Source organism: Micavibrio aeruginosavorus ARL-13, assembly GCF_000226315.1.
Lineage (GTDB): Bacteria > Pseudomonadota > Alphaproteobacteria > Micavibrionales > Micavibrionaceae > Micavibrio > Micavibrio aeruginosavorus_B.
The window spans coordinates 348,032-369,793 of the sequence record NC_016026.1 but is presented as its reverse complement, the minus strand read 5'-3'; the positions used below and the strand labels follow the sequence as shown (position 1 = coordinate 369,793).

Annotated in this window: 24 protein-coding genes; 9 read left to right on the top strand and 15 right to left on the bottom strand. The window is 56.1% G+C overall.

Annotated elements, in window-relative coordinates; translation table 11 throughout:
* Positions 1 to 2: 2 nt before the first annotated feature.
* From MICA_RS11810 to radA, 5 genes are all read right to left on the bottom strand, one after another.
* The gene (locus MICA_RS11810; RefSeq protein ID WP_014101913.1) at positions 3 to 1,355 is read right to left on the bottom strand and encodes a hypothetical protein; all 1,353 of its coding nucleotides are present in this window, start codon (positions 1,353 to 1,355) and stop codon (positions 3 to 5) included.
* A 178-nt stretch (positions 1,356 to 1,533) separates the two neighbouring features.
* Positions 1,534 to 1,824 (bottom strand): hypothetical protein, encoded by a 291-nt coding sequence (locus MICA_RS01580; RefSeq protein WP_014101912.1) that lies wholly within the window; start codon positions 1,822 to 1,824, stop codon positions 1,534 to 1,536.
* Between the two features lie 103 nt (positions 1,825 to 1,927).
* Positions 1,928 to 2,635, bottom strand: coding sequence for an SDR family NAD(P)-dependent oxidoreductase (locus MICA_RS01575; RefSeq protein WP_041793726.1), 708 nt, complete (start codon positions 2,633 to 2,635; stop codon positions 1,928 to 1,930).
* Positions 2,636 to 2,649: 14 nt separating this feature from the next.
* The gene (locus MICA_RS01570; RefSeq protein WP_014101910.1) at positions 2,650 to 3,405 is read right to left on the bottom strand and encodes a CvpA family protein; all 756 of its coding nucleotides are present in this window, start codon (positions 3,403 to 3,405) and stop codon (positions 2,650 to 2,652) included.
* A gap of 103 nt (positions 3,406 to 3,508) precedes the next feature.
* Entirely contained in the window at positions 3,509 to 4,954 is a 1,446-nt protein-coding gene (radA, locus tag MICA_RS01565) for a DNA repair protein RadA (RefSeq protein WP_014101909.1), read from the bottom strand.
* A 114-nt stretch (positions 4,955 to 5,068) separates the two neighbouring features.
* Here radA and MICA_RS01560 point away from each other — a divergent pair, with 114 nt between their 5' ends.
* Complete coding sequence (locus MICA_RS01560; RefSeq protein WP_236619937.1) at positions 5,069 to 6,028, top strand: metallophosphoesterase; 960 nt, start codon at positions 5,069 to 5,071, stop codon at positions 6,026 to 6,028.
* Between the two features lie 227 nt (positions 6,029 to 6,255).
* Here MICA_RS01560 and MICA_RS01555 read toward each other — a convergent pair whose 3' ends face one another.
* The gene (locus MICA_RS01555) at positions 6,256 to 7,896 is read right to left on the bottom strand and encodes a heparinase II/III family protein (RefSeq protein ID WP_014101906.1); all 1,641 of its coding nucleotides are present in this window, start codon (positions 7,894 to 7,896) and stop codon (positions 6,256 to 6,258) included.
* A 33-nt stretch (positions 7,897 to 7,929) separates the two neighbouring features.
* Positions 7,930 to 8,592 carry a ribulose-phosphate 3-epimerase gene (gene rpe / locus MICA_RS01550; RefSeq protein WP_014101905.1) on the bottom strand — a complete coding sequence of 221 codons (663 nt, stop codon included), beginning with the start codon at positions 8,590 to 8,592 and terminating at the stop codon, positions 7,930 to 7,932.
* A gap of 265 nt (positions 8,593 to 8,857) precedes the next feature.
* Here rpe and MICA_RS01545 point away from each other — a divergent pair, with 265 nt between their 5' ends.
* Together MICA_RS01545 and MICA_RS01540 are read left to right on the top strand one after the other, a co-directional pair.
* Positions 8,858 to 9,898, top strand: a complete 1,041-nt coding sequence (locus tag MICA_RS01545; RefSeq protein WP_014101904.1) for a DUF6782 family putative metallopeptidase — start codon at positions 8,858 to 8,860, stop codon at positions 9,896 to 9,898.
* Positions 9,899 to 10,014: 116 nt separating this feature from the next.
* Complete coding sequence (locus MICA_RS01540) at positions 10,015 to 11,106, top strand: DUF6782 family putative metallopeptidase (protein ID WP_014101903.1); 1,092 nt, start codon at positions 10,015 to 10,017, stop codon at positions 11,104 to 11,106.
* Here MICA_RS01540 and MICA_RS01535 read toward each other — a convergent pair.
* Together MICA_RS01535 and MICA_RS01530 are read right to left on the bottom strand one after the other, a co-directional pair.
* On the bottom strand, positions 11,103 to 11,648 hold the full coding sequence (locus MICA_RS01535) for an NUDIX hydrolase (RefSeq protein WP_014101902.1): 546 nt from the start codon (positions 11,646 to 11,648) through the stop codon (positions 11,103 to 11,105). The two genes, MICA_RS01540 and MICA_RS01535, sit on opposite strands and share 4 nt — an antisense overlap.
* A gap of 5 nt (positions 11,649 to 11,653) precedes the next feature.
* Complete coding sequence (locus tag MICA_RS01530; protein WP_014101901.1) at positions 11,654 to 11,938, bottom strand: chorismate mutase; 285 nt, start codon at positions 11,936 to 11,938, stop codon at positions 11,654 to 11,656.
* 201 nt (positions 11,939 to 12,139) lie between these two features.
* Between MICA_RS01530 and typA the strand changes: the two genes are divergently transcribed.
* A complete protein-coding gene (typA, locus tag MICA_RS01525; protein ID WP_014101900.1) occupies positions 12,140 to 13,984 on the top strand; it encodes a translational GTPase TypA in 1,845 nt (614 codons plus the stop codon).
* Positions 13,985 to 14,127: 143 nt separating this feature from the next.
* Here the strand turns inward: typA and MICA_RS01520 are convergent, their stop codons facing one another.
* The gene (locus MICA_RS01520; protein ID WP_014101899.1) at positions 14,128 to 14,694 is read right to left on the bottom strand and encodes an EF-hand domain-containing protein; all 567 of its coding nucleotides are present in this window, start codon (positions 14,692 to 14,694) and stop codon (positions 14,128 to 14,130) included.
* A 272-nt stretch (positions 14,695 to 14,966) separates the two neighbouring features.
* On the opposite strand from MICA_RS01520, the gene MICA_RS01515 reads away from it, so the two are divergent.
* The gene (locus MICA_RS01515) at positions 14,967 to 15,272 is read left to right on the top strand and encodes a hypothetical protein (RefSeq protein WP_014101898.1); all 306 of its coding nucleotides are present in this window, start codon (positions 14,967 to 14,969) and stop codon (positions 15,270 to 15,272) included.
* 12 nt (positions 15,273 to 15,284) lie between these two features.
* Entirely contained in the window at positions 15,285 to 15,758 is a 474-nt protein-coding gene (locus tag MICA_RS01510) for a hypothetical protein (RefSeq protein ID WP_014101897.1), read from the top strand.
* A gap of 40 nt (positions 15,759 to 15,798) precedes the next feature.
* On the opposite strand, the gene rimO is transcribed toward MICA_RS01510, so the two are convergent.
* Both rimO and MICA_RS01500 read right to left on the bottom strand, forming a co-directional pair.
* A complete protein-coding gene (rimO, locus tag MICA_RS01505) occupies positions 15,799 to 17,130 on the bottom strand; it encodes a 30S ribosomal protein S12 methylthiotransferase RimO (RefSeq protein ID WP_014101896.1) in 1,332 nt (443 codons plus the stop codon).
* A 195-nt stretch (positions 17,131 to 17,325) separates the two neighbouring features.
* Positions 17,326 to 17,586 (bottom strand): DUF6356 family protein, encoded by a 261-nt coding sequence (locus MICA_RS01500; protein WP_014101895.1) that lies wholly within the window; start codon positions 17,584 to 17,586, stop codon positions 17,326 to 17,328.
* A 118-nt stretch (positions 17,587 to 17,704) separates the two neighbouring features.
* On the opposite strand from MICA_RS01500, the gene MICA_RS12400 reads away from it, so the two are divergent.
* The 3 genes from MICA_RS12400 (at position 17,705) to MICA_RS01490 (ending at position 19,759) form a co-directional block, all read left to right on the top strand.
* Complete coding sequence (locus MICA_RS12400; protein WP_014101893.1) at positions 17,705 to 17,833, top strand: hypothetical protein; 129 nt, start codon at positions 17,705 to 17,707, stop codon at positions 17,831 to 17,833.
* Positions 17,834 to 17,948: 115 nt separating this feature from the next.
* Positions 17,949 to 18,566, top strand: a complete 618-nt coding sequence (locus tag MICA_RS01495; protein WP_014101892.1) for a GNAT family N-acetyltransferase — start codon at positions 17,949 to 17,951, stop codon at positions 18,564 to 18,566.
* On the top strand, positions 18,563 to 19,759 hold the full coding sequence (locus tag MICA_RS01490) for an MFS transporter (RefSeq protein ID WP_014101891.1): 1,197 nt from the start codon (positions 18,563 to 18,565) through the stop codon (positions 19,757 to 19,759). The genes MICA_RS01495 and MICA_RS01490 overlap by 4 nt, the downstream gene beginning before the upstream one ends.
* Here the strand turns inward: MICA_RS01490 and MICA_RS01485 are convergent.
* The 3 genes from MICA_RS01485 to MICA_RS01475 all read right to left on the bottom strand — a co-directional run bounded on the left by MICA_RS01485 (position 19,756) and on the right by MICA_RS01475 (position 21,750).
* Positions 19,756 to 20,430, bottom strand: coding sequence for a hypothetical protein (locus MICA_RS01485; protein WP_014101890.1), 675 nt, complete (start codon positions 20,428 to 20,430; stop codon positions 19,756 to 19,758). The two genes, MICA_RS01490 and MICA_RS01485, sit on opposite strands and share 4 nt — an antisense overlap.
* Positions 20,431 to 20,588: 158 nt before the next feature.
* Complete coding sequence (gene xth / locus MICA_RS01480) at positions 20,589 to 21,404, bottom strand: exodeoxyribonuclease III (RefSeq protein WP_014101889.1); 816 nt, start codon at positions 21,402 to 21,404, stop codon at positions 20,589 to 20,591.
* A 25-nt stretch (positions 21,405 to 21,429) separates the two neighbouring features.
* The gene (locus MICA_RS01475; protein WP_014101888.1) at positions 21,430 to 21,750 is read right to left on the bottom strand and encodes a YbaB/EbfC family nucleoid-associated protein; all 321 of its coding nucleotides are present in this window, start codon (positions 21,748 to 21,750) and stop codon (positions 21,430 to 21,432) included.
* Positions 21,751 to 21,762: the final 12 nt, after the last annotated feature.

The following is a 21,762-nucleotide window of genomic DNA, read 5'->3' as shown; positions in this document are numbered from 1 at the left end:
CCCTACACCCATTCCCGCGACCCGCCAATCGGACCACGGCGGATTTTTGTGATGGCACGGTCGGCGTCATATTGCGCTTGCATGCGCAACGCGTCAAAACGCTGCGCCACCTCAACGAAATTTGCCGGAACCGCTTCAATTTTAGGGGTTGATGCCACCAAGGATGTAAATTCGGCGCGCGCTTTTTTCTCTGCGCTTTTCCATTGCAGACACTCAATTTTATTCCTCCAGCCACCATCAGGACAGCTTCCAGTTTTGACCTTCACATACGCAGTTTCGTATTTATTCATGCGGTCGATCATGTTGATATTTGCATCATCGCCATGCATACGAAGAAAAAATGCCGCATCCTGCACCAGCGCAAAGCAAGTAATATCTTTTACGAATTGCGTAGCCTGAATTTTAATCTCGTCAGATTCAATTTGATTGACTTGAAACATTGTGTTGTCAAAAAAGTTAGAAAAACGGTCCGATCTAATTTTATCAGTAAATCTAGACAGCCAATAGTATACCCCATCTCGATCCACGAAACGTCCGTGGGGCTCAGCGGCAAGGATTTGATCTTCTTCCTCATCCGCTAAATAGAAAGAATCATTTTTCAATACGCGGCCCAAAATATCGACCCATAAATTGGACAATCCCGCAGCGCGTGTCAGGTCATTCAAATCCTGCGCCTGCGCCAATGTTTCTTTGTACAGATCAGCGGGCTTACCGACATTGGCCAACGCCCCTTCCCATGCTTTTTGCGCCAGGTGGGCTTTGGTTTCATGATCGTTCAGCGATTGTTGCAAATCATCCATCATCGCCTTGGAATACGATCCGCCGGTGACAATCTGGCCGTTCATGGTCGGCTGGGGCATGCCCTTTAAATCAAAACCGATCAGGTGCAGTTTGGCGAAGGATTCGTAATGGCCCAATTTCAGATCATCCCGCGTGGGGCCGATGGATGGGCTATCCTGTAGCATCTCGGTACGGGCCAGATATTCGATCGCATGGAAAAAATCCAAACCGGTTTTAACAACGTCGAATTTCGCGTTGTCCGTCTGAACCGGAAGGGTATTCGTTTCCATTTGTACAGATGATTCCGTTACGCGCTGAATCACCCATTGGCTGAAGATCGTATCGGCGGCCACGGCGCGGTAATAAACAGATGTGCCATCGACCACACCGGGGAAGGCCAATGTACGGCACACTGCGCCATAATGGGCACGGGTAAAATCCTGGAGCAGGCGTTCACGCAATGATTTTTCATCGGCGGGCGCGGACACATCCGGGGCCGGCAATTGCGCTACGGTTTGCACATTATCATTAGCGGTGCGCCCCAAGGACCAAAGAGATTTCAAACTGCGCATCATGAATAAGCCTCGGCTATAAAGCCCATTAATTGCCATAATATTGATGCGACACAATGCCTCATTTTCCGTAATGATGCAACAGATTTGAAATACTGACTTTCTGCTGAAATACCAATAGGTTAAAATAGAGAAAGCCGGGCAAAGGCCCGGCTTTTCGTTCCATTCTGTCGCTATCGGCTTATTGCGGGCCGTTGCCAAGGCCCCGGCGAATGTCGCGTCCCTGCGCCGCCAGCCAAAGCCCCGCGCGCGCGGCAAAAAAGCCACCAATGACAGACAGGCCAATCGGCGCAACGGTGAACCCGGCCACCATGGTCGCGGCCCCCAACGCGCCCGTCGCGATCATGCCCGGTTTGTATTCGTCGCAGTCCGCATCCGGCGTGGGCAACAGCAGGCCATAGGCCGCATCCTTCGGCGCATTTACAACCGCATCAAACAAACGGAGCAAAGTCCCCTTGGTCAGTTTCGTCATCGGCGTCTTCCCTCGTCTTATTTTTAATTTTTCGATACGTCTTTGTAACCCCACCGCGCCGACGGGGCAAACAATACCGGAAAGACATTGAAAAATAAGGTCTTTACGCCGCTTTCACGCGCTGGCCATGGGCCGTCATGGCCGGGTCGGCCAAGGCCAAAAACGCATCCACGACATCTTCCGGCGGGATCACGCTTTGCGGGTCTTCGCCGGGATAGGCAGCGGCGCGCATTTTCGTGCGCACGCGGCCCGGGTCGATGATGTTGACGCGCAGATTGGTTTTTTCATTTTCCGCCGCGTAAGACCGCGCCATTGCCTCCAGCCCCGCCTTGGAAACGGCATAGGCTCCCCAATAGGCGCGCGGTCCTTCGGCTGCACCAGAGGTGACAAAGATTGCACGGCCCGCGTCCGATGCGCGCAACAACGGATCGAGTGTACGCACCAGACGGAAATTCGCGGTCAGGTTCAAACCAATCACGCGGTCCCATTCTTTTGCATCCGCATGCGGCAGGGGGCCGAGCGTGCCCAGCATCCCCGCATTGGCCACCAGAATATCGCAACGGCCAAACCGTTCGGCCAGCGCCGGGCCCAGCGTATCCACCTTGTCAAAATCCAGCAGGTTGAGCGGGATCAAGGTCGCGCGGCCACCGGCATTGCGAATTTCATCATCCAACGCTTCCAGCGCGCCGGTTGTGCGCGCAACCAGAACAACATGCGCCCCGGCGGCGGCGAGCCGGCGGGCGACGGCCGCGCCAATGCCACGGCTGGCCCCGGTGATAACGGCCACGCGCCCGGTCAAATCAACACTCATCGTCGTATTCCTGTTTATTGTTGCGTATCTTGTTGCGTGTCTTCGATCAACTGATCCAGCGTATCGCGCTGATCCGGCTCGTACCCTTCGCTGGATTCCTCGGGCGCGGTAATGGCTTCGGCACCATCCTGCACGGCTTCCTCAACATTCTGCATCTGCTCTTTCAACGCATCCAGCGCGTTGATCCGCTCACGGGCATTTTCAACGTCTTCACGTGTGCGCCCCGCGCCCTCGGCCAGTTTCTCAGCCGTATCTTCAGGAATGAAATCAGCCATCCATGCCGCCAACCCTTCGATATACACGGCGGAGCGGCTGTCCTTAAACCACTCATCGCGATCATCCTTGTCCACCATCAGATAGACCGGCAGATAGAGCAGCGCCAGCAGAACAGCCGCGCGGGCAATACCAAACACCACACCCAGCGTACGATCAACCGGACCCAGACCAATTTTCTTCGCAAAGCCGCAGAGCAAATGGCTAACCACCGTCAGCGCGATCACAACGACCAGAAAGATCGAGGCATAGGCACAGACCAGCGCCACAATATCCATCGGCACGATGTCGAACAATTTCGGCATGTCCGCCGTTTCATCCGCCGGCACACCCAGCCAGCCATTGAAAGAGGGACGCACAACCGGGCCCAACGCCACAGCCGCGACCAAACCGCCGACAACCCCGGCAATGGTCAGCACCTCACGGATAAATCCGCGCAGGAAGGCGATAATGGCGGAAATGACGACGATAACGGCGACGACGATGTCGATAAACATGATGGGGCGATTTTCCTTAAAACCCGTGAAATCCTGCCCCGATTGTCGGGGAAAGCGGGCCGGATTTCAAGGGTTTTTGGGGGATATGGGAGCCGAAAAATCCCTATCCTTGCGCATATTTAATCCCGCCGCCCATTTCCCGTTTCATCTCGGAGAACAGATCGACGATATCCTGCACCTGCGCCAATTCATTCACGCGAATGGCCGGGGCGGTTTTGGCCGCCGCGTCGGAGGCCGGGGTTTTCTTCCGTTTCGGAATACAGGCCTGACCAAAGCCCAGCTTGGCCGCTTCCTTCAACCGCACATCGGGTTGCGCCACCTGACGCACTTCACCGCCCAGACCAATTTCACCGAACAGCACCATATCCGCCGGAACCGGCACGCCGGTCCATGAACTGACCAACGCCGCCGCAACGGCCAGATCGGCCGCCGGTTCAGTCATGCGAATACCGCCCGCAATGTTCAGATAAATATCCGAAGATGAAAGCTGCACGCCGCACCGCGCTTCCAGCACGGCCAGCACCATGGCCAGACGGCTGGTATCCCACCCGATCACCGCGCGTCGCGCCGTGCCCAATGCCGTGGGCGCGACCAGGGCCTGCACCTCGACCAACACCGGCCGCGTGCCTTCCAGCCCGGCCAGAACCGCACTGCCCGCAACATCTTGTTGCCGTTGGGCGAGGAACAGGGCCGAGGGGTTTTCAACTTCAACCAACCCTTCGTTCGCCATTTCGAACACGCCGATTTCATCGGTGGGACCAAAACGGTTTTTCACGGCACGCAGGATACGGAATTGGTGCGACCGATCCCCTTCGAAATACAAAACCGCATCCACCATGTGTTCCAACACACGCGGGCCCGCGATCTGGCCATCTTTCGTCACGTGACCGACGAACAGAATAATCACGCCGCGCCGCTTGGCCACACGGATCAATTCCTGCGCCGATGTGCGCACTTGCGTCACCGTTCCGGGGGCGCTGTCGATCGTGTCGATATACATGGTTTGAATGGAGTCAATGACGATCAGATCAACGCCGGAGGTCGATGTATCCTCCATCGTCGCGACGATATCGCGCACGTTGGTGGCGGAGGCGAGTTCAACATTCGCCCCGTCCAGACCCAAACGGCTGGCGCGCAGGCGCACCTGATCCACCGCTTCTTCACCCGAGACGTACAGGCATCGCGACCCGCGCGCGCTGAGCGCACACACCGCCTGAAGCAGCAGGGTGGACTTCCCAATCCCCGGATCGCCGCCAATCAGGATGGCCGATCCCGGCACCATGCCGCCACCCGTCACGCGGTCATATTCGGCAATGCCGGTTACACGGCGCGGCAGTTTGTTGGCATCTTCACCCTTCAGATCGACCAGCGCCAGCGTGCGGCCCTTCTTCGCCGCACCCGCCCCGGCGCCTAAGCCCTTCGGGATGGCGGCCTCGGCCACCTCCTCAACAATGCAGTTCCATTCGTTACAGGCTTCACATTTCCCGGCCCAGCGCGTGGTGACCGCGCCGCAGGATTGGCAAACGAAGGAGGATCGGGATTTGGCCATGATGGGGTTCCTTATAGAAGTATGCCCCTCATCCTGCCCGCAACACGCGAACAAATCAAGAACAATGCGCGCGCCGGATAAACTTGACCCCCGCAAAATGCAACGATAGGCTTCTTGCCATATTCGCTGGGAGGCGTTGATTTGAGTCAGGGGTACGACATTATCGGTGATGTTCACGGACGCGCCGACCAGCTGGAGCGATTGCTGGGCATTTTGGGCTATCAACACACATCCGCAGCCTTCACCCACCCGGAGGATCGCAAGGTCATTTTCATCGGCGACATGATCGACCGCGGCCCGCAGGAAGCGCAAACATTACGCATCATCCGCGACATGGTCGATGCAGACACCGCCCACGCCATCATGGGCAATCACGAATTTAATGCCATCTGCTATGCCACACGCAACGCCAACGGCGATTACATCCGCCCGCACAGCAGCAAGAACCGGCACCAGCACGAGGCGTTCCTGCACGAATTTCCGCTGGGCAGCGCCCAGCACGCCGACGCCATTGCGTGGATGAGCACCCTGCCCGTTTATCTGGATCTGGGTCCGCTGCGCGTTGTACACGCGTGCTGGAATGATGATTACATCACCACATTGGCCCCGCATCTGGATCATGGAAACCGCATCAATACAGGCATTTTGAATGCCTATGACCGTCGGATTGAACCGGTTTATACGGCGCTGGAAGAAACGTTGAAGGGTCCGGTTGTCAAGCTGCCCGATGGCATCACGTTTCAGGACACGATGGGGCACGACCGGGACGAAGCCCGCCTGCAATGGTGGGCCGATGTGAACAAACCGCTGGCCGACATTGCCGACCCGCGCGTGGCCAACATCCCGGCCCAGCATCATGGAAAAATTCGTCAGGCGATTGCACTGAGAAATGTGTTTAACGCGGCCAGCAAACCGACCTTCATCGGTCACTATTCACTGAGCCAGCCTTTGCGCTTGCTGTCGGATACGATTGTTGGCGTGGATTACCGCAAGCATTTGACGGCGTATCGCTGGGATGATGGCGAACCTTTAAGCGCGGCACGGCTGGTTTCGATTCCGGCGTACCGGCCCTGACGGTATCCCCCTCTCCCTCCGGGAGAGGGTTGGGGTGAGGGTGCCACACTCTCAGATCCACACAATCCCATCCATATTTCGTCATCACCCGGTTTATCCGGGTGATCCACACTGGCTGATGGATTGCCCGGATAAACCGGGCAATGACGGTAATCTTTGGTTTTATTGAATTGTTGATACCGCACCCTCACCCCGGCCCTCTCCCGGAGGGAGAGGGGGAAGGATCATCACGCGCCTTCGCGCTGAAGGGCCCATTTCAGGACAGCCAGATCAGCATTCATCGTCGTGGTGATGACCAGTTGTTTGGTTTTGCGCGGGCGGCACCCTTGCCCCATATAGATGGAGTTTTCGAGGCTGAGTACGCCACCGCTTTGTACAAAACTCCACCCCGCCCCACCCGGCAGACGCAACAACGCTTCCGTCCCGTCTTTGGTCAATGACACCGTCACACGCGGGTGCAAATGGAAGCGGGCCACCACGCCGATTTCGCGGGTCAGGTTGGTGGCGCAGGTCAATGTTTCTTCCCCGCGCAGATCATGCCCCTGTTCCGACAGATACAGGCGGCGGCGGTGTGATACGCCGTTCAACGGCACATAGCCATCATGCACCGCATCGATCAGGCAGGCATCGCCGGTATCCTGGCGGTTCACCACGACGCTGCGCGGGCGGCGGCCAAAATGGCCGTCTTTGCGAATTTCGGCGGCGTTGCGCCAATCCAGCGTTACGCTGTTATGCGCGGCGGTTCCGCGCAGCATGTTGCGCCATTCATCATCCACCGGGTTGGACCCGCAGGCCACGAAAATCCGTTCGCGGCCATAACAGAATTCAAACGACAACGGTGCAGCATGGGCATCGACATCATGCGGGTATGGCGGCACACGGCCCGCATCCACCATCAACACGGACCGGCCCACGCTGGCGCGTTCAAATCCGGTATCAGGCAGTGAACGCAGGATTTTTCCACGCGCGTTGGACTGCATCAACACGGCATCCACCAACGCGACATCCCCCTCCTGCGCGCCGTTGAACAGAGCGAAACCTTTGTCGCTGTAGCGCATGAAGCGCAAAGCCTGGGAAGCACGATCAATGGTGGGTTGAATGTCGTCCGGCACCGGGAACCCACCCGCGCGCAACGCCCCGCGCAAGTCGATCAGGATACGCAAAACATCCAGCAAAACCGCAGGCGAACGGCTGACATGGCCGCCATCGCTCAAAATCTGGCGCGGCAATTCGCGGTCCAGCATATCCAGCGCCTGTTCCAGCCAATTTTCATGTCCTTCGAAGCCGAGACCCGCATAGGCCAGCCCCTTCATCGCGTGGAATGCGCCCATGCCCTCAACACCACGGCCCATCAGAACGCGGGAGAGGTGGCGTCCCTGACGCACCAGAGATTCAAGCACCAGAGATTGGAAATCTTCGTCCGCGCTGCCCGCGTAGAAATCGTACAGGGCAATCCATTGCGCCATGCGGCGGCCCGTGATGGCGGCATCCCATGCGCTGTCGTGCCAATGACCGCATTGTTCGATCCAGCTTTCGATCATCATGCGGGCCTGACGCCGCGCGGCATCACCGCCCAGCGCGCGCAGATCGCGCAGCCATTCAAAACCATGAATATGCGCGGTCCACACCGCACTGCATCCGGACGGAGCCCAATCGCCCTGTGCCACGGGAAATTGTTCGCCATGCAATGTGAAAATGCCATTGCACAGGAAACGCCCGGCGGCGGCATCACCCGGCCACGGGTCCGCCGGCTTTACGATCAGATGTTCGGGAACGGTACCATTCAGGGTCCAGCGATAGAGGGCGCTGTTATACGTGGCTGCGTGCACACGGTGTTTAATTTTATGAATGATATTCAGATTCATCATGAACTTCAGAAAACCTTGAAAACGCCCCAGCCCTTAACCACGCAATGCAGCGATGTTCGCCGCATATTTCTCGGCACCCCCGGAGAACACCGCTGTCCCCGCTACCAGAACATTCGCCCCGGCGGCAATCACCTCACGTGCGGTTTCGGGATTGATGCCCCCGTCCACTTCCAGATCAATGTCGCGACCCGATGTGGCAATTTTTTGACGCACGGAACGAATTTTATCGGCCAGCGGGATATAAGCCTGCCCACCAAAGCCCGGATTCACCGTCATGACCAAAATCAAATCCACCAGATCCATCACATGGTCCAGCACGTCGACCGGCGTTGCCGGGTTGAGGGCCAGGCCCGCGCGCTTGCCCAAACCCCGAATGGTTTGCAGGGAACGATGGAAATGCGGTGATGCTTCCGGATGGATGGTGATGATATCAGCCCCGGCGGCGGCAAAGGATTCCAGATACGGATCCGCGGGCGCGATCATCAGATGCACATCGAAAATCTTCTTTGAGTGCGGGCGCAACGCCTTCACCACATTCGGGCCGATGGTGATGTTGGGCACGAAATGGCCATCCATCACATCGACATGGATATAATCGGCCCCGGCGGCATCGATCGCGCGCACAGCTTCACCCAGCGCCGCAAAATCGGCGGACAGGATCGAAGGCGCAATGCGAATCGGGCTGGTGGCGGTCATAATTGCGAAAAAACCGTTTGGAAACCGGGGCTTATGGGGAAATGACGGGGCGCGGAACTGCATACGTCATGATTCAATGTACCAAAGAAATCAGGGGCTTTCACCACTTATCCTCACCCTGTGGGTAAAATTTCTTTGTGATTCCAACAGATTCCCAAAGATTAGGCGTGACATCCCCCCGCAGACCTCTATCGTGGTTGCAGGCCGTTAGAGCCACACGTTTTGCATAAGACAAAGCGTTATAAAAGACAGGGATACCAGACCAATGACTCCACACTTCCGCAAGGTCCGCCCATGGCGGAACCTGATCACCGGATTGAGCACCAGCACGGCCCTGCTTCTCGCCCTTTCGGCACCAGCCAATGATATTCGGGCAAACGATACTGGGGCCAACGATATATCTGCGCCCCCTGCGCCGCTTTATAACCCTTCGGCCCCCATACAATCCGTTCCCGCCCATGTTGCGGATCATGCCCAAAAATTTGACGGGCTGTGCGCCCCCGTCACTGGCCCCGGCCCCAGCCACTATGCCAACCGCCGCGTTCATGCGCTGAACACGCTGATGGAAAAAACGCCGCTCGGCCGCCATGCATGGGAACAGGCCGCCGGATACGAAAAGGGCCCGGCCTGGATCTGCTTCACGCCCTCATCGGACATGTATGCGTTTTATTACACGGGTGCGGGCGTCTTGGTTTTAAACAGCGACCTGCCCGAGGCTGAACATATCGCCGCCATACCGCATGAATTACGCCATCTGGAACAGGAGAGGCGCGGCTTTACCGCCGACGCGTTGGGCATGACCGACACAGAGGCTCGCCTGCACCTGCAACTGGCGAAGGAAGCCGATGCAGAAGCCTTCGCCACGCTGACCTTGTGGGAACAGAAACAGGCGGGATACCCCGCCGGATGGGATGCCCACAACAACACCGCCATGTGCCCGGAGACGATGAACAATTGCTACGCCATGATTTCAAAAACATTTGAAGCCGTGGCCACAGCCGACCCCAACGCCATCACAGACGGAACCGCCGCGCGCGCCGCCTTCCGCGAATGGTATGCGGATCTGGAATTGATGGACCGGTATGAACGACACCATTACGGGTACATGGGGCGCGGGCGTCACTTTTCACCCCGCGGCAGCCTGTCATCCCACAGCGTACCCACGGATGATTTCGCCAAGGCCGTCACCGGCCTGGGGTTCATCGCCCCCTATGGGTTTGATTATCTGGGCGGGGATGTGGCCAAAATCCTGAAACAGCCCGCGCACAGCACAAAAATCTATTACCGGGACGACCCCTCCCCGTAAGAATGGCCAAACCGTTGGTTTTTCCCTGTGTCTGCACAAAAAACTTGGCAGCGGGGGCCAAACCATGCTTTTGTTTTCATAATAAAAAACAGATCTAGAAAAACAGGGACCGGCCCATGCGTTTATCCAGCCTCTATAACCGCGGCACCACCGTCAAAGACCAGCCCGCCTTCATGGTGCAGGCGCGATCCGTGTTGCTGGGATCCGCGCTGGCGCTTGGCGCGCTGGGTCTGGGCGGATGCACCAGCGTTTCCAACGTTATTCAACCGATGTTACCGGATTCGATGAAGAGCGCGCCAAAGGTCACAGCGGAACAGGACGCGGCAAGTGGGCCGACGACATACGACCCCACCGCACAGAGACTCGATCCGCCGCGCAATCTCAACCGTTTTCTGGCCAAGGCCGATGGGCAGTGCGCGCCCGTGACCGGCCCCGGTCCGAATGATTACGCGAACGGCAAGGTTCACGATATCTATTCCATTCTCAGCACGTCCGCGATTGGCCGCGATCAATGGGCCAACGCCGCCCAATACAAAACCGGCCCGGCCTGGATCTGTTTCAACAAAAACATGCGCGGCCACGGCGCATATTATAATGGCGAAGGCGTGCTGGTCCTGAATGACCGGTCGACGATGGCCGCCCAAATCGCCGCCGCGTCGCATGAGCTGGCGCATTTGACGCAAGAGCTGGAGGGGCTGACACCCTATGCCCTGCGCAACGTGCTGGATGAAGAAGGCTTGCTGCACCTGTTCTTCGCCCAGGAAGCGTCCGCAGAAGCCCTGTCCGTTCAAGCCCTGTGGGAAATGAAGGAAAGCGGCTTCCCCGGCCCATGGCACGGGCACAACACGTTTCAAGGATGCCGCAGTACGCCGGGCATCTGCTACAAATCGGTATCCGATGCGTTTGCCCGTGTTGCCAAGGATAATCCGGACAATGTCACAAATGGGGCCGCCATGCGCGCCGCTGTCTATGCGTGGTATGACCATCCGGTGACGGTATCCACCTATCGCTCCATGTTCTTCCGTGATTCCGGATTTGCCCCGTTCAAGGCCAGCAAAATTCCCGGATATGCCGACAATGAAATTCTGGGACGATTGGGCGAAGTGCCCACCTATCGGATCAATTTCATCGAAGATGCCGGTGGGTTGCGCAACATCCTGTTACAGGAATCACCGCGTAAAGCGGCCTTTCCATCATACAAGCCCTAAGCCAGCGCCCGCCATTTACCCAGCATCCGCGCCACAGATCCCGGCCCGGTCAGCGCGATGGCCTCGTCATAATTGCACCAGCGCATATCCAGCGATTCATCGCTGAGCGTGAAGCGTTCATCATCCGCATTCAAACGAAAGATAAAGCGTACATCATAGTGCAGGTGTGCGGGTTCGCCGCGTTTGGCGCTGTAGGGAATCGGGTGAATATCCAGATCGAAGATGCCATCCATCACGGGTTCGAACGCGCTGAAGCCGGATTCTTCCACCAACTCCCGCGCGGCCACATCCAGCAGATCGGCATTGCCATCCGCATGCCCGCCAAATTGCAGCCAGACATTCAACGCCCGGTGATGGTTGAGTAATACGCGCAACCCATCCCGGTTGATCAGCAACGCCGACCCGGTGAAATGACCCGGCCAATGGGCGCGGTCAAAACACGGCGCACCAGAGGCCAAAAAGGCCAGCATCGCATCGCGATCGGTGGCCTCTTTGTCATCAATCGGGATGTGATTGTTCAGCGCAGTCCGCAGGTCGAACATGAAAATTACGCGGCCTTCTCCGCCTTGATCTGTTCTTCCAGATCGCAGCTCCACTGGATCAGCATGGCGTAAAGCGCCCGGACCAGATCGGGGTCCAGCCCCTTCTCCGCCGCGCGGGCGGCATTGCGTTCACGCACTTGGTCCACCCGGTCCTGCAGGATGGCCGGAATGCCTTCGCGGGCCTTCAGATGGCCAACTTCGGCAATGATTCCAGCCCGTTCGACCAGAAGATCGACGATTTTATCATCCAGCGCGTCAATCCGGGCGCGATAGGGTTTCAAGAGTTCCATGGGCACATATCCTTTGGCTTGATTTCAGGCGGATCTTAGCGATTTTTACCCCCGTTTTCCCTCTGGCGGAACCCCATCCATGGAAAATGCGATATTAAACCCCTGAAAGACGCGGAAACTGGCTTTTTTTATGGCATTCTCGGCCTATTTCCTGTACACAGCAGCCAGTTTTTCGCAATCGCAACAATAGGTTTAGAGTTTATGACGTTCGTCCAGAATCTTCGCAACATCGCCATTATCGCCCACGTTGACCATGGCAAAACCACTTTGGTGGATAACATCCTGAAACAATCGGGTACGTTCCGCGACAACCAACAGGTTGCCGAACGCGCCATGGACTCCAACGATCTGGAGAAAGAGCGCGGCATTACCATTCTGGCCAAATGCACCGCGGTGCAGTGGAAAGATGTACGCGTGAACGTTATCGACACACCGGGCCACGCCGATTTCGGTGGCGAGGTTGAGCGGATCATGAACATGGCGGACGGCGTCTTGCTGCTTGTCGACTCTGCTGAATCCGTTTTGCCGCAAACCAAATTCGTTCTGGGCAAGGCCTTGAAAAAAGGTCTGCGCCCGATTGTTGTGATTAACAAGATTGACCGCCCGGATGCGCGCCCGGACGAAGTTCTGGAAGAAGTGTTCGACCTGTTCGTGTCGCTGGACGCCGCACCGGAACAATTGGACTTCCCGGTTGTGTACGCATCGGGCCGCGATGGTTGGGCCTCGATGGAACTGGACGGTCCGCGCGAAAACCTGTCGCCGCTGATGGATCTGGTTGTGTCCCACGTTCCGCCTCCGGGCTTGGAAGTGGACGCCCCGTTCACGATGCTGGCCACGTTGCTGGACCGCGACCCGTATCTGGGCCGTGTTCTGACCGGCCGTGTGACATCTGGCCGCGCGAAAGTGAACATGACCGTCAAGGCGCTGAGCCTGGATGGCAAAACCGTTGAAAACTTCCGCCTGACCAAATTGCTGTCCTATCGTGGATTGCAGCGCGTTCCGGTGGAAACAGCCGAAGCGGGCGACATTATCTGCATCGCCGGCATGGTGAACGCGTCCGTGTCCGACACAATTTGCGAACCCTCCGTGACCAACCCGGTTCCGTCGACCCCGATTGATCCGCCGACAATGTCCATCACGCTGACCGTCAACGATTCCCCGTATGCGGGCACCGAGGGCAAAAAGCTGACATCGACCATGATCCGTGACCGTTTGATGGCCGAAGCCGAAACCAACGTCGCCATTCGCGTCAACGAAAGCGCGAACAAGGACTCGTTCGAAGTGGCCGGCCGCGGTGAATTGCAGTTGGGCGTTCTGATCGAAAACATGCGCCGCGAAGGGTTCGAATTGTCCGTATCCCGCCCGCGCGTTCTGTTCAAGAAAGATGAGAACGGCCAGTTGACCGAGCCGTATGAAGAAGTCTTCATCGACGTGGACGAGGAATATACCGGTGCGGTCGTTGAAAAAATGACCCAGCGTAAAGCGGAAATGACCGACATGCGCCCGTCGGGCGCGGGCAAAACCCGTATTACGTTCCTGGCCCCGTCCCGTGGTTTGATCGGATATCAGGGCCAGTTCCTGACCGATACGCGCGGCACGGGCGTGATGAACCGTTTGTTCCACTCCTATGGCCCGTACAAGGGTGATATGGCGGGCCGTCGCAACGGCGCGCTGATCTCCACGGACAAGGGTGACGCGGTTGCATACGCCATCTTCAACCTGCAGGATCGTGGCACAATGTTCATCGGCCATGGCGACAAGGTGTATCAGGGCATGATCGTCGGTGAAAACAGCCGCGACAACGATCTGGACATCAACGTGTTGAAGGGCAAGAAATTGACCAACATGCGCGCCAGCGGTTCAGACGAAGCCGTGACCCTGGTCCCGCCGCGGAAGATGAGCCTGGAAGACATGATCGCGTACATCAATGATGATGAACTGGTCGAGGTCACGCCGCAGTCCCTGCGTTTGCGCAAAAAATTCCTTTCGCCGAATGACCGCGAGATTGCGAAGAAGAAATCCGCGAAGGAATCCCTGAGCGCGTAAGTGTGAACAAACGATAGCGCGCGCGTAACGTAAATAATAACGCTATAGCTCAGACCTAACAAAAAGGGGCCGTCGGAAACGACCGCCCCTTTTTAGCATCCCCGCGAAAGCGGGGATGCCACATGGAGATTTAGAGAAGAACCTTACTGGTTATACAGATAGGATTCCGCGACTTCAGGACGCAGGGCGACCTCATATCCGCGTTTCCATTCGCTCAGCTCGATCACACGGGACCGATCGGTGTCCAATTGCCAGAACCCCATTTCAATGAAGTCCCGCGGGGACAGGCCGCGTGAGTCCTTGGCAAAACGATCCAGCATGGATTTCTCAATGAAACTTTGCTGGCTCAGTTTTTCCATGTCATCAATGATGCCGTCATCGTTATAATCAAAATACAAAATCGTGCCGCGTTCCATGGGGATGTAGGTCAGCACGTTACGTTGATCAAATTCGACGTTATCAATGACGCCATTGCCGTCGCCGTCAAAACTGATGAACAGACGTTCACCCACTTCGTCACGCGACAGGATGCCGTCCTTATTGGTGTCGAAGGCACCGAAATTCACGACGGTCGTATTGGGCATATCGATTTGCTTGACGTATGTATCACGCATCACGGTTTCAGCCCCAGCCGGTATCGCGCCCAGAGCCAGAAACCCAGGGACCAGAACAGAACCGGTCAGCAATATTTTACGCATCAGATTTTTCATGTGGAGCCTCCATTGACTTCATTCATGGTGTTTATAAGTTTGCAAACAAAACACCCCACCCAATACAGGAGACAGGCCTGCCGTCGGCCCAATCTTATTCAGGGCACGACAAACAGGCCTTGCCCCCTTGCGTAATAAGGGAGATCACATCCCCCTCATTTCAACCCCCGATTTAAAAAATTATTATTTTTCAATGCCTTAATTTGGTCACCTTGCCGCCTTGATGCCGCCGGGCTATGGTTTGGCATTGAATTATAAAAACAGGGATATTCATGATGACACGCGATTTGAAACCTGCCTTTGATCTGGCCGACCTGCACCACCGTATGGCTGAATTGAAACGCCAGATGCGCCCGCTGCTGTCCAGCCCGGTCCGCAACGACCGCATCATGCTGAACCACGAAACAGGCGATTTTTACCTGCGCAGCGATGTTGAGAAGAACGGCATGGACCAGGCCACGGCTCTGGGTCGCATCGATTTGAACACCGAAATCACCATGTTCAAATTTGCCTCGCGCGAGATACTCAGCCAGAAAATCGCACACGCTTCAAATACACCGCGCCCGGCGAATGGATAAGGACTGCATCTGATGGCTGGCCTTTTGACCAAAGCATTCCGCGCACTGTTCTTCAAACCACTGACCAAGCAGGAACAGGACTGGATCGACCTGATCAAAAAGATCAGCCCCGATCCCAAGACCCTGCAAGCCGATGGCACGGTGCGGACCAAACATGGCCGGAATATCTATCCCTACACGGTCAGCGTGAATTGTTCCGACCCGTTGCTGGGCTGGTCCATGTCCGCCGATATGCGGTATTACACCCAGCCACGCATGGCCGAGCTGGCGCAACAAATCCGCCCGTTGCGCACCAGCCCGAAAGATGACCACATCCACATCAACGAGGCCACCGGGGATTTTTACCTGCACAGCGATGTCCTGAAAAACGGGATCGAACACGCAACCATCCTCGGCCAGATTGACGTAGCGCTGGAGCGTGACATGCTGAAATGGCAGGAAAGCCGTATTCGTACGCCAAAGATGGTTGGGTTAAAGCTCAACTGAGCCGCAATAAAAAAGCCCGGATCACCCGGGGCTTTTTTATTTATTCAACGACAACGCCGTATAAATCATACGCATCAGCATCTTCCACCAGCACGCTGACATAGTCACCCTGCTTCACATCGGATGGAACGTCGCGCAGGAAGACTTTGCCGTCGATTTCCGGGGCGTCGGCCATGGAACGGGCATCCGCCCCACCTTCGCCATCGACCTCGTCAACAATACATTGAACGATGGTGTCGATTTTGGCGTCGGATTTGGCGGCGCTGATTTCCTGTTGCACCTGCATGAAGCGGTCATAGCGCTCTTGTTTCACTTCTTCCGGAACGGCGCCATCGATATCATTCGCCTTCGCGCCCTGCACCGCTTCGTATTTGAAGCATCCGGCGCGGTCGATTTTCGCGTCCTTCATGAAATCCAGCAGCATTTCAAAATCGGATTCCGTTTCGCCGGGGAAGCCGACGATGAAGGTGGAACGGAGCGTCAGATCCGGCACTTGCTTGCGCCAGTTGCCGATACGATCGGCAATTTTGTCGACGTTACCCGGGCGCTTCATGGCCTTCAACACGTTCGGGCTGGCGTGCTGGAACGGAATATCCAGATAGGGCAGAATTTTCCCATCCGCCATCAGCGGAATAACGTCATCAACATGCGGATACGGGTAAACGTAGTGCAAACGCACCCACACGCCCATGTCACCCAACGCCGCGCACAGATCATAGAATTTCGCGCGCACGCGACCACCCTTCCACGGGCTGTCGGCATATTTCAGGTCAACGCCATAGGCCGACGTATCCTGCGAAATCACCAGCAATTCCTTCACGCCCGCATTGACCAGCTTTTCCGCTTCGAACAACACGTGGTGGGCCGGGCGGCTGACCAGATCACCGCGCAAAGACGGGATGATGCAGAAGGTACAACGGTTGTTGCAACCTTCGGAAATTTTCAAATATGCGTAATGGCGGGGTGTCAGCTTCAAACCCGCTTCCGGAACCAGATCGACATACGGGTCATGCACCGGGGCGACCACATCATGCACCGCACCCACCACATCTTCATATTGTTGCGGGCCGGTCACGGCCATCACCTTCGGGTGAATTTTGGTAATGGATTCAGGTTCGGCGCCCATGCAACCGGTCACGATGACCTTGCCGTTTTCTTTCAGCGCATCGCCAATGGCGGCCAGCGATTCTTCCTTCGCCGAGTCCAGGAACCCGCATGTGTTGACGATGACCACATCGGCCCCGTCATGGGTCGCGGAGAAATCGTACCCCTCGGACCGGAGCTGCGTCATGATGCGTTCGGAATCCACCAGCGCCTTGGGGCAACCGAGGGAGACCATACCAACTGTGGGGGCTTTTTTGACTTGTTTCATAGAGCCGGATCGTTCTTAAGCTGTGCCATTAAAACAATGGATCGGGATTATCTAAAACGCTGTCCCTTGCGGGAAACCAGCTTAAAACGTGAATCCGTCTCTCATCAACATGGCGGAGATATACCCGAAACAGGGGGTAAAAAGCGAGATTTTTGTGATTTACGCCCTATACCAAGGACGAATTGGGGGCCGTTTTCAGCCGTTTTTACCCTGTTTGGCCGCACATTTGGCCCCGGATTTGGCCTGGCAATGCGCCCGGCGGGCGGCCATATCGGCATTCAGGCGGTCCAGCATCCGGCTGCCGGTATGGGTGAACAGGAAGGGCAAAAGCCCATGAATCACCACCACACACGCAATAACAATCAACGCCCCACCGACCTTCACCGTGAAAGCCAGATGTTCAAAATACCGTTCGTCCGCATCGTGCAGATGCCGTGTGAAGAATGAATCGCTCATGGGCGTGATTATAACCGAATGTGCGCGGATGATTGAATCCCCTTTTCATCACAAATTTGTGTTGCGTCGCAATGCGGACCTGTGTTTCCATGAATGAACAGACATTGAGGATCTTTCCATGGACCGCCTTATGGCACCACTAAACACGAAGGCACCTGCCGCAAATCCGGGCCAAACAGAAATTCTGGCCGGAGTTGTGGGCGGCTTCGTTGTATCCGTGCGCACCATGGATGGGTTGATGGAATAAGGTTTCTTCCTCTGTCAGCCACCACCCCGAAAGGCTGACAGATCTCCTCCCAAACCATCCGGAATATCATCTGCATCCGCCTTTCGGTTCATAACAAACCGAACAGGAGATTTTTATGCAGACCACCGATATTCGCCCGATTTTGATCGATATTCCGATGCCGATCGTGACCCCTCGTTTAATTATTCGCCCCGCCATGCCGGGCGATGGCGCGGCCATCCACGCCAATAAAATTGAAACGTGGGATCAATTAAGCCGCTGGATGCCGTGGGCCAAAGCAATAGGCACCGCAGAAAATGACGAGGCCACGGTGCGCGAGGCCTACGCCAAATTTATCCGGCGCGATGACATGATGATGATCGGCATTGACCGCGAAACGGGTCACATCGTGATGGGTACGGGTCTGCACCGTTATTGCTGGACCGTGCGCCGCTTTGAAATCGGCTATTGGGTGACCAAAAGCGCGCAAGGCCGCGGCTACGCCACGGAAGGCACCAACGCCCTGACCCGTTATGCATTTGGCGCACTGAAAGCACGTCGTGTGGATATTGCCCACGCCGCCGGAAACGAGGCCAGCCGCCGCGTGATTGAAAAACTGGGTTTCATTCCGGAAACGATTCGGAAAATGAACGCGGCCCTGCCCGATGGCACAGTCACGGATCATCACGATTATGTGCGTTTTGACACAGACGGATTACCCGCCCTTGATATAGAATGGGGATTGGAAAAATGACAAAAGAGCAGATTACAAACCGCAACATCCTGCTTCTGAACCTGCATAATATCGGGATCAGTGCGATTTTTATCCTGCCTGTTTTCCTGCTGTATTATCAGGACGTGATCGGCATTGGGTTCCGTGAATTGATGATCGGGGAAGCGATTTTCTCCGCCGTTGTTTTATTGATGGAAGTGCCCAGCGGGTGGCTGTCTGATGTGTGGAAACGCAAACACACCCTCATGCTTGGCAGCGCGATCAATATGGTTGGGTTTGCGTTACTCTGGAATGCGGATTCGTTTCTGGATGCCTGCATTGCCCAAGGCTTGCTGGGTGTTGGTGTCAGTTTGAATTCCGGTACGGTACAAGCGTTTTTATATGACACGCTGCTGGATCAGGGGCGCGAAGACGAATTTTCCAAACGCGAGGGCACACGGTTTTCGTACGGGTTTTATTCGATTGCCGCGGCCAGCGCGGTGGGTGGGTTCCTGTACGCCATCGACCCGCATCTGGCCATGGGCTTGACCGGATTTGGGTATGCGTTCGCCATTGTCTGCGCGGCCTTGCTGGTGGAACCGGCACGGCATAAACGCGCGGCGGAAAAGCACCCTATTGCCGATATGATCGAAACCATGCGTTACGCCCTGCACGGCCATCGCGAGGTGGCCATGCTGATCTTCGCCGGGGCCGTGATGTTTTGCGGCACGAAAGTATTGTTGTGGACGCAGCAGCCTTATTACATCGCCAATGATGTGCCTGCGGCATGGTTCGGTGTATTGGGGGCCAGCGGGTTCCTGATCAGCGCCGTGGCCGGGCAATTCAGCCATATCCTGCCCGCGCATTGGCCCAACCGGTATGTTCTGGGCGGGTTATTGGCGTTTGAGGTGTTGATTTGCGCCATAGCCGGGATTTTTATTGGCTGGGTTGGTGTTGTGCTGATCCTGTGTGGGTATCTGGTCTATGGTCTGGGTCAACCCCGGATGCAGGCCGCATTGAACAAACGCGTGGACAGCACGCGGCGCGCGACCATTTTGTCGACCGCCAGTTTGATGGTGCATGTGATGGCCATTCCCGCCATGACGGTTTTTGGCATATTGGAAGGGTCGATCGGTATTGATGGCGCATTGCTGGCACTTGGCGGGTTTATCGCGCTGCTGGGCGGGCCGTTTATGATTGGCCTGATCCGGGCGGAAAAAAGACTGGTGGTTTAAGCGGCCAGCTTTTCCTCTCTCGCATTATCCTGCCGATCGGTCCAGATGGCTTCCACCGCCAACCAGATCGACAGGGCCATGCAGAGATGCCACATGAAATGCAGGCCATACGGGAATGACCAGCACAAAGCCCAATCGAGCGAATAGAAGATCAACCCGACAAACAAGACGTAGGCCGAGCCCATCAAAAACTTGGCTTCACGCATACGTCCACGTTGAATTTCCACGAACGCCAGAATAACCAAAAACACCATGGCGGGCAGGAGCGCACCGCCATTCTGCAACATGAACGGCAAGCCCAAATCCCGCCCCAACATGGCGGACAGCAGCATAATCACGCCCACAATCACCGCATTGACGGGATGCCACCGTAGAATTTGATGCGCCAAAATCATGGTCAGGATCGCGCCCATCACCAATTGCGCGCCAATATCAATGGCAGCGGCAAATTGTTGTCCGGTGATGTGCCACACCATGCCCGCAAACCCGACCACCGCCATCAACATGGCCAGCAGCGACAATGACGTGCCGCGCCCCCGGTCCTGTGACCACAGCAAAAACGCCCCGGCGATGAACGCCAAGTTAGAGAGAATATTCAATGGCTGGGAGACCCCGAAGAACGAGGCAGATTCACAGTAAACGTGATACGGCAAATTCAAATCGAAATTCATGATCCATCATGTCGCGTGGTAAAGCGATGCACAGTGACGCATAAATTAATCATCGCCCGCACGGGTCACAAAAGTCAAATAAATCAAATTAAATCAAATTGATTGCAGAATTAACGGACGCGTTATCCAGAACGGTTTTCGCGCATAAAAAGCGCACTTCAAGCGGCCTTCAGATCAAGGTCGATCATGACCGGCACATGATCACTGGGCTTTTCCCAGTCGCGGGCAGCCGCCAGAATGTCATGCCCCGTCAAATGCGGCACCAACGTCTTGGTCACCCAGATATGATCCAGACGGCGACCCCGGTTGGATTTTTTCCAATCCCGGTTACGGTACGACCACCATGTGTAACATTTCTGATCATCCGGCACGAAATGGCGAATGGCATCATGCCATTTCAGCGAATCCTGCATCGCGGTCAGTTTTTCAACTTCAACCGGCGTGTGTGATACGACATCCAGCAATTGTTTGTGCGACCACACATCATGTTCGAGCGGGGCAATGTTGAAATCACCAAGCGCAATCATCGGGTCGCCTGACTTACCTTCCTTCGCAAACCACCCCGCCATTTCATCAACGAAATCCAGCTTGTGGCCGAATTTATCATTCACAGTGCGATCGGGCACATCGCCCCCGGCGGGAATGTACAGGCAATGAATTTGCACGGGTTTTTTAAATTCCGCGACCTGCACATGGGCGGCGATATGGCGGCAATCTTCACGGCCAACACGGTGATGAATTTCGGTCGTTGTAAACGGGATTTTGGATAAAATTGCAACGCCGTTATAGGATTTCATGCCGTGAATGTGGGTGTAGGCATATCCCGCCTTTTCAACATCACGCAGGGGGAACAGGTCGTCCGGCGTCTTTGTTTCCTGCAGGCAGATCATATCGGGCGCGCATTCGCGAACCAGCTTTTTTAAAAGCGGCATCCGCAGGCGAACCGAGTTGATATTCCATGTCAGGATGCGCATAGAGACAGAACCAAAGCCCGTTCGATTAGAACGGCAGCTTTGCCCCACCCGGAATACCAAACTGGCCCATCAATTTCTGGGTTTCTTCGGTCATGGTGTTGTCGGCCACGGCGCGCGCCGCGTTGATCGCCGCCATCACCAGATCTTCCAGCGTTTCGCGATCGTCCGGGTTAATCACTTCCGGGTTGATGGTCAGCTTGCGCACTTCGCCCTTGCAGGTCATCACAACCTGTACCATGCCACCACCGGACATGCCCTGAACTTCCATTTCACCCAGACGCTCCTGCAATTCCTGCATTTTCGTCTGCATGGCCTGGGCCTGTTGCATCATTTTCTGAATGTTCATGGAAATTCTCCG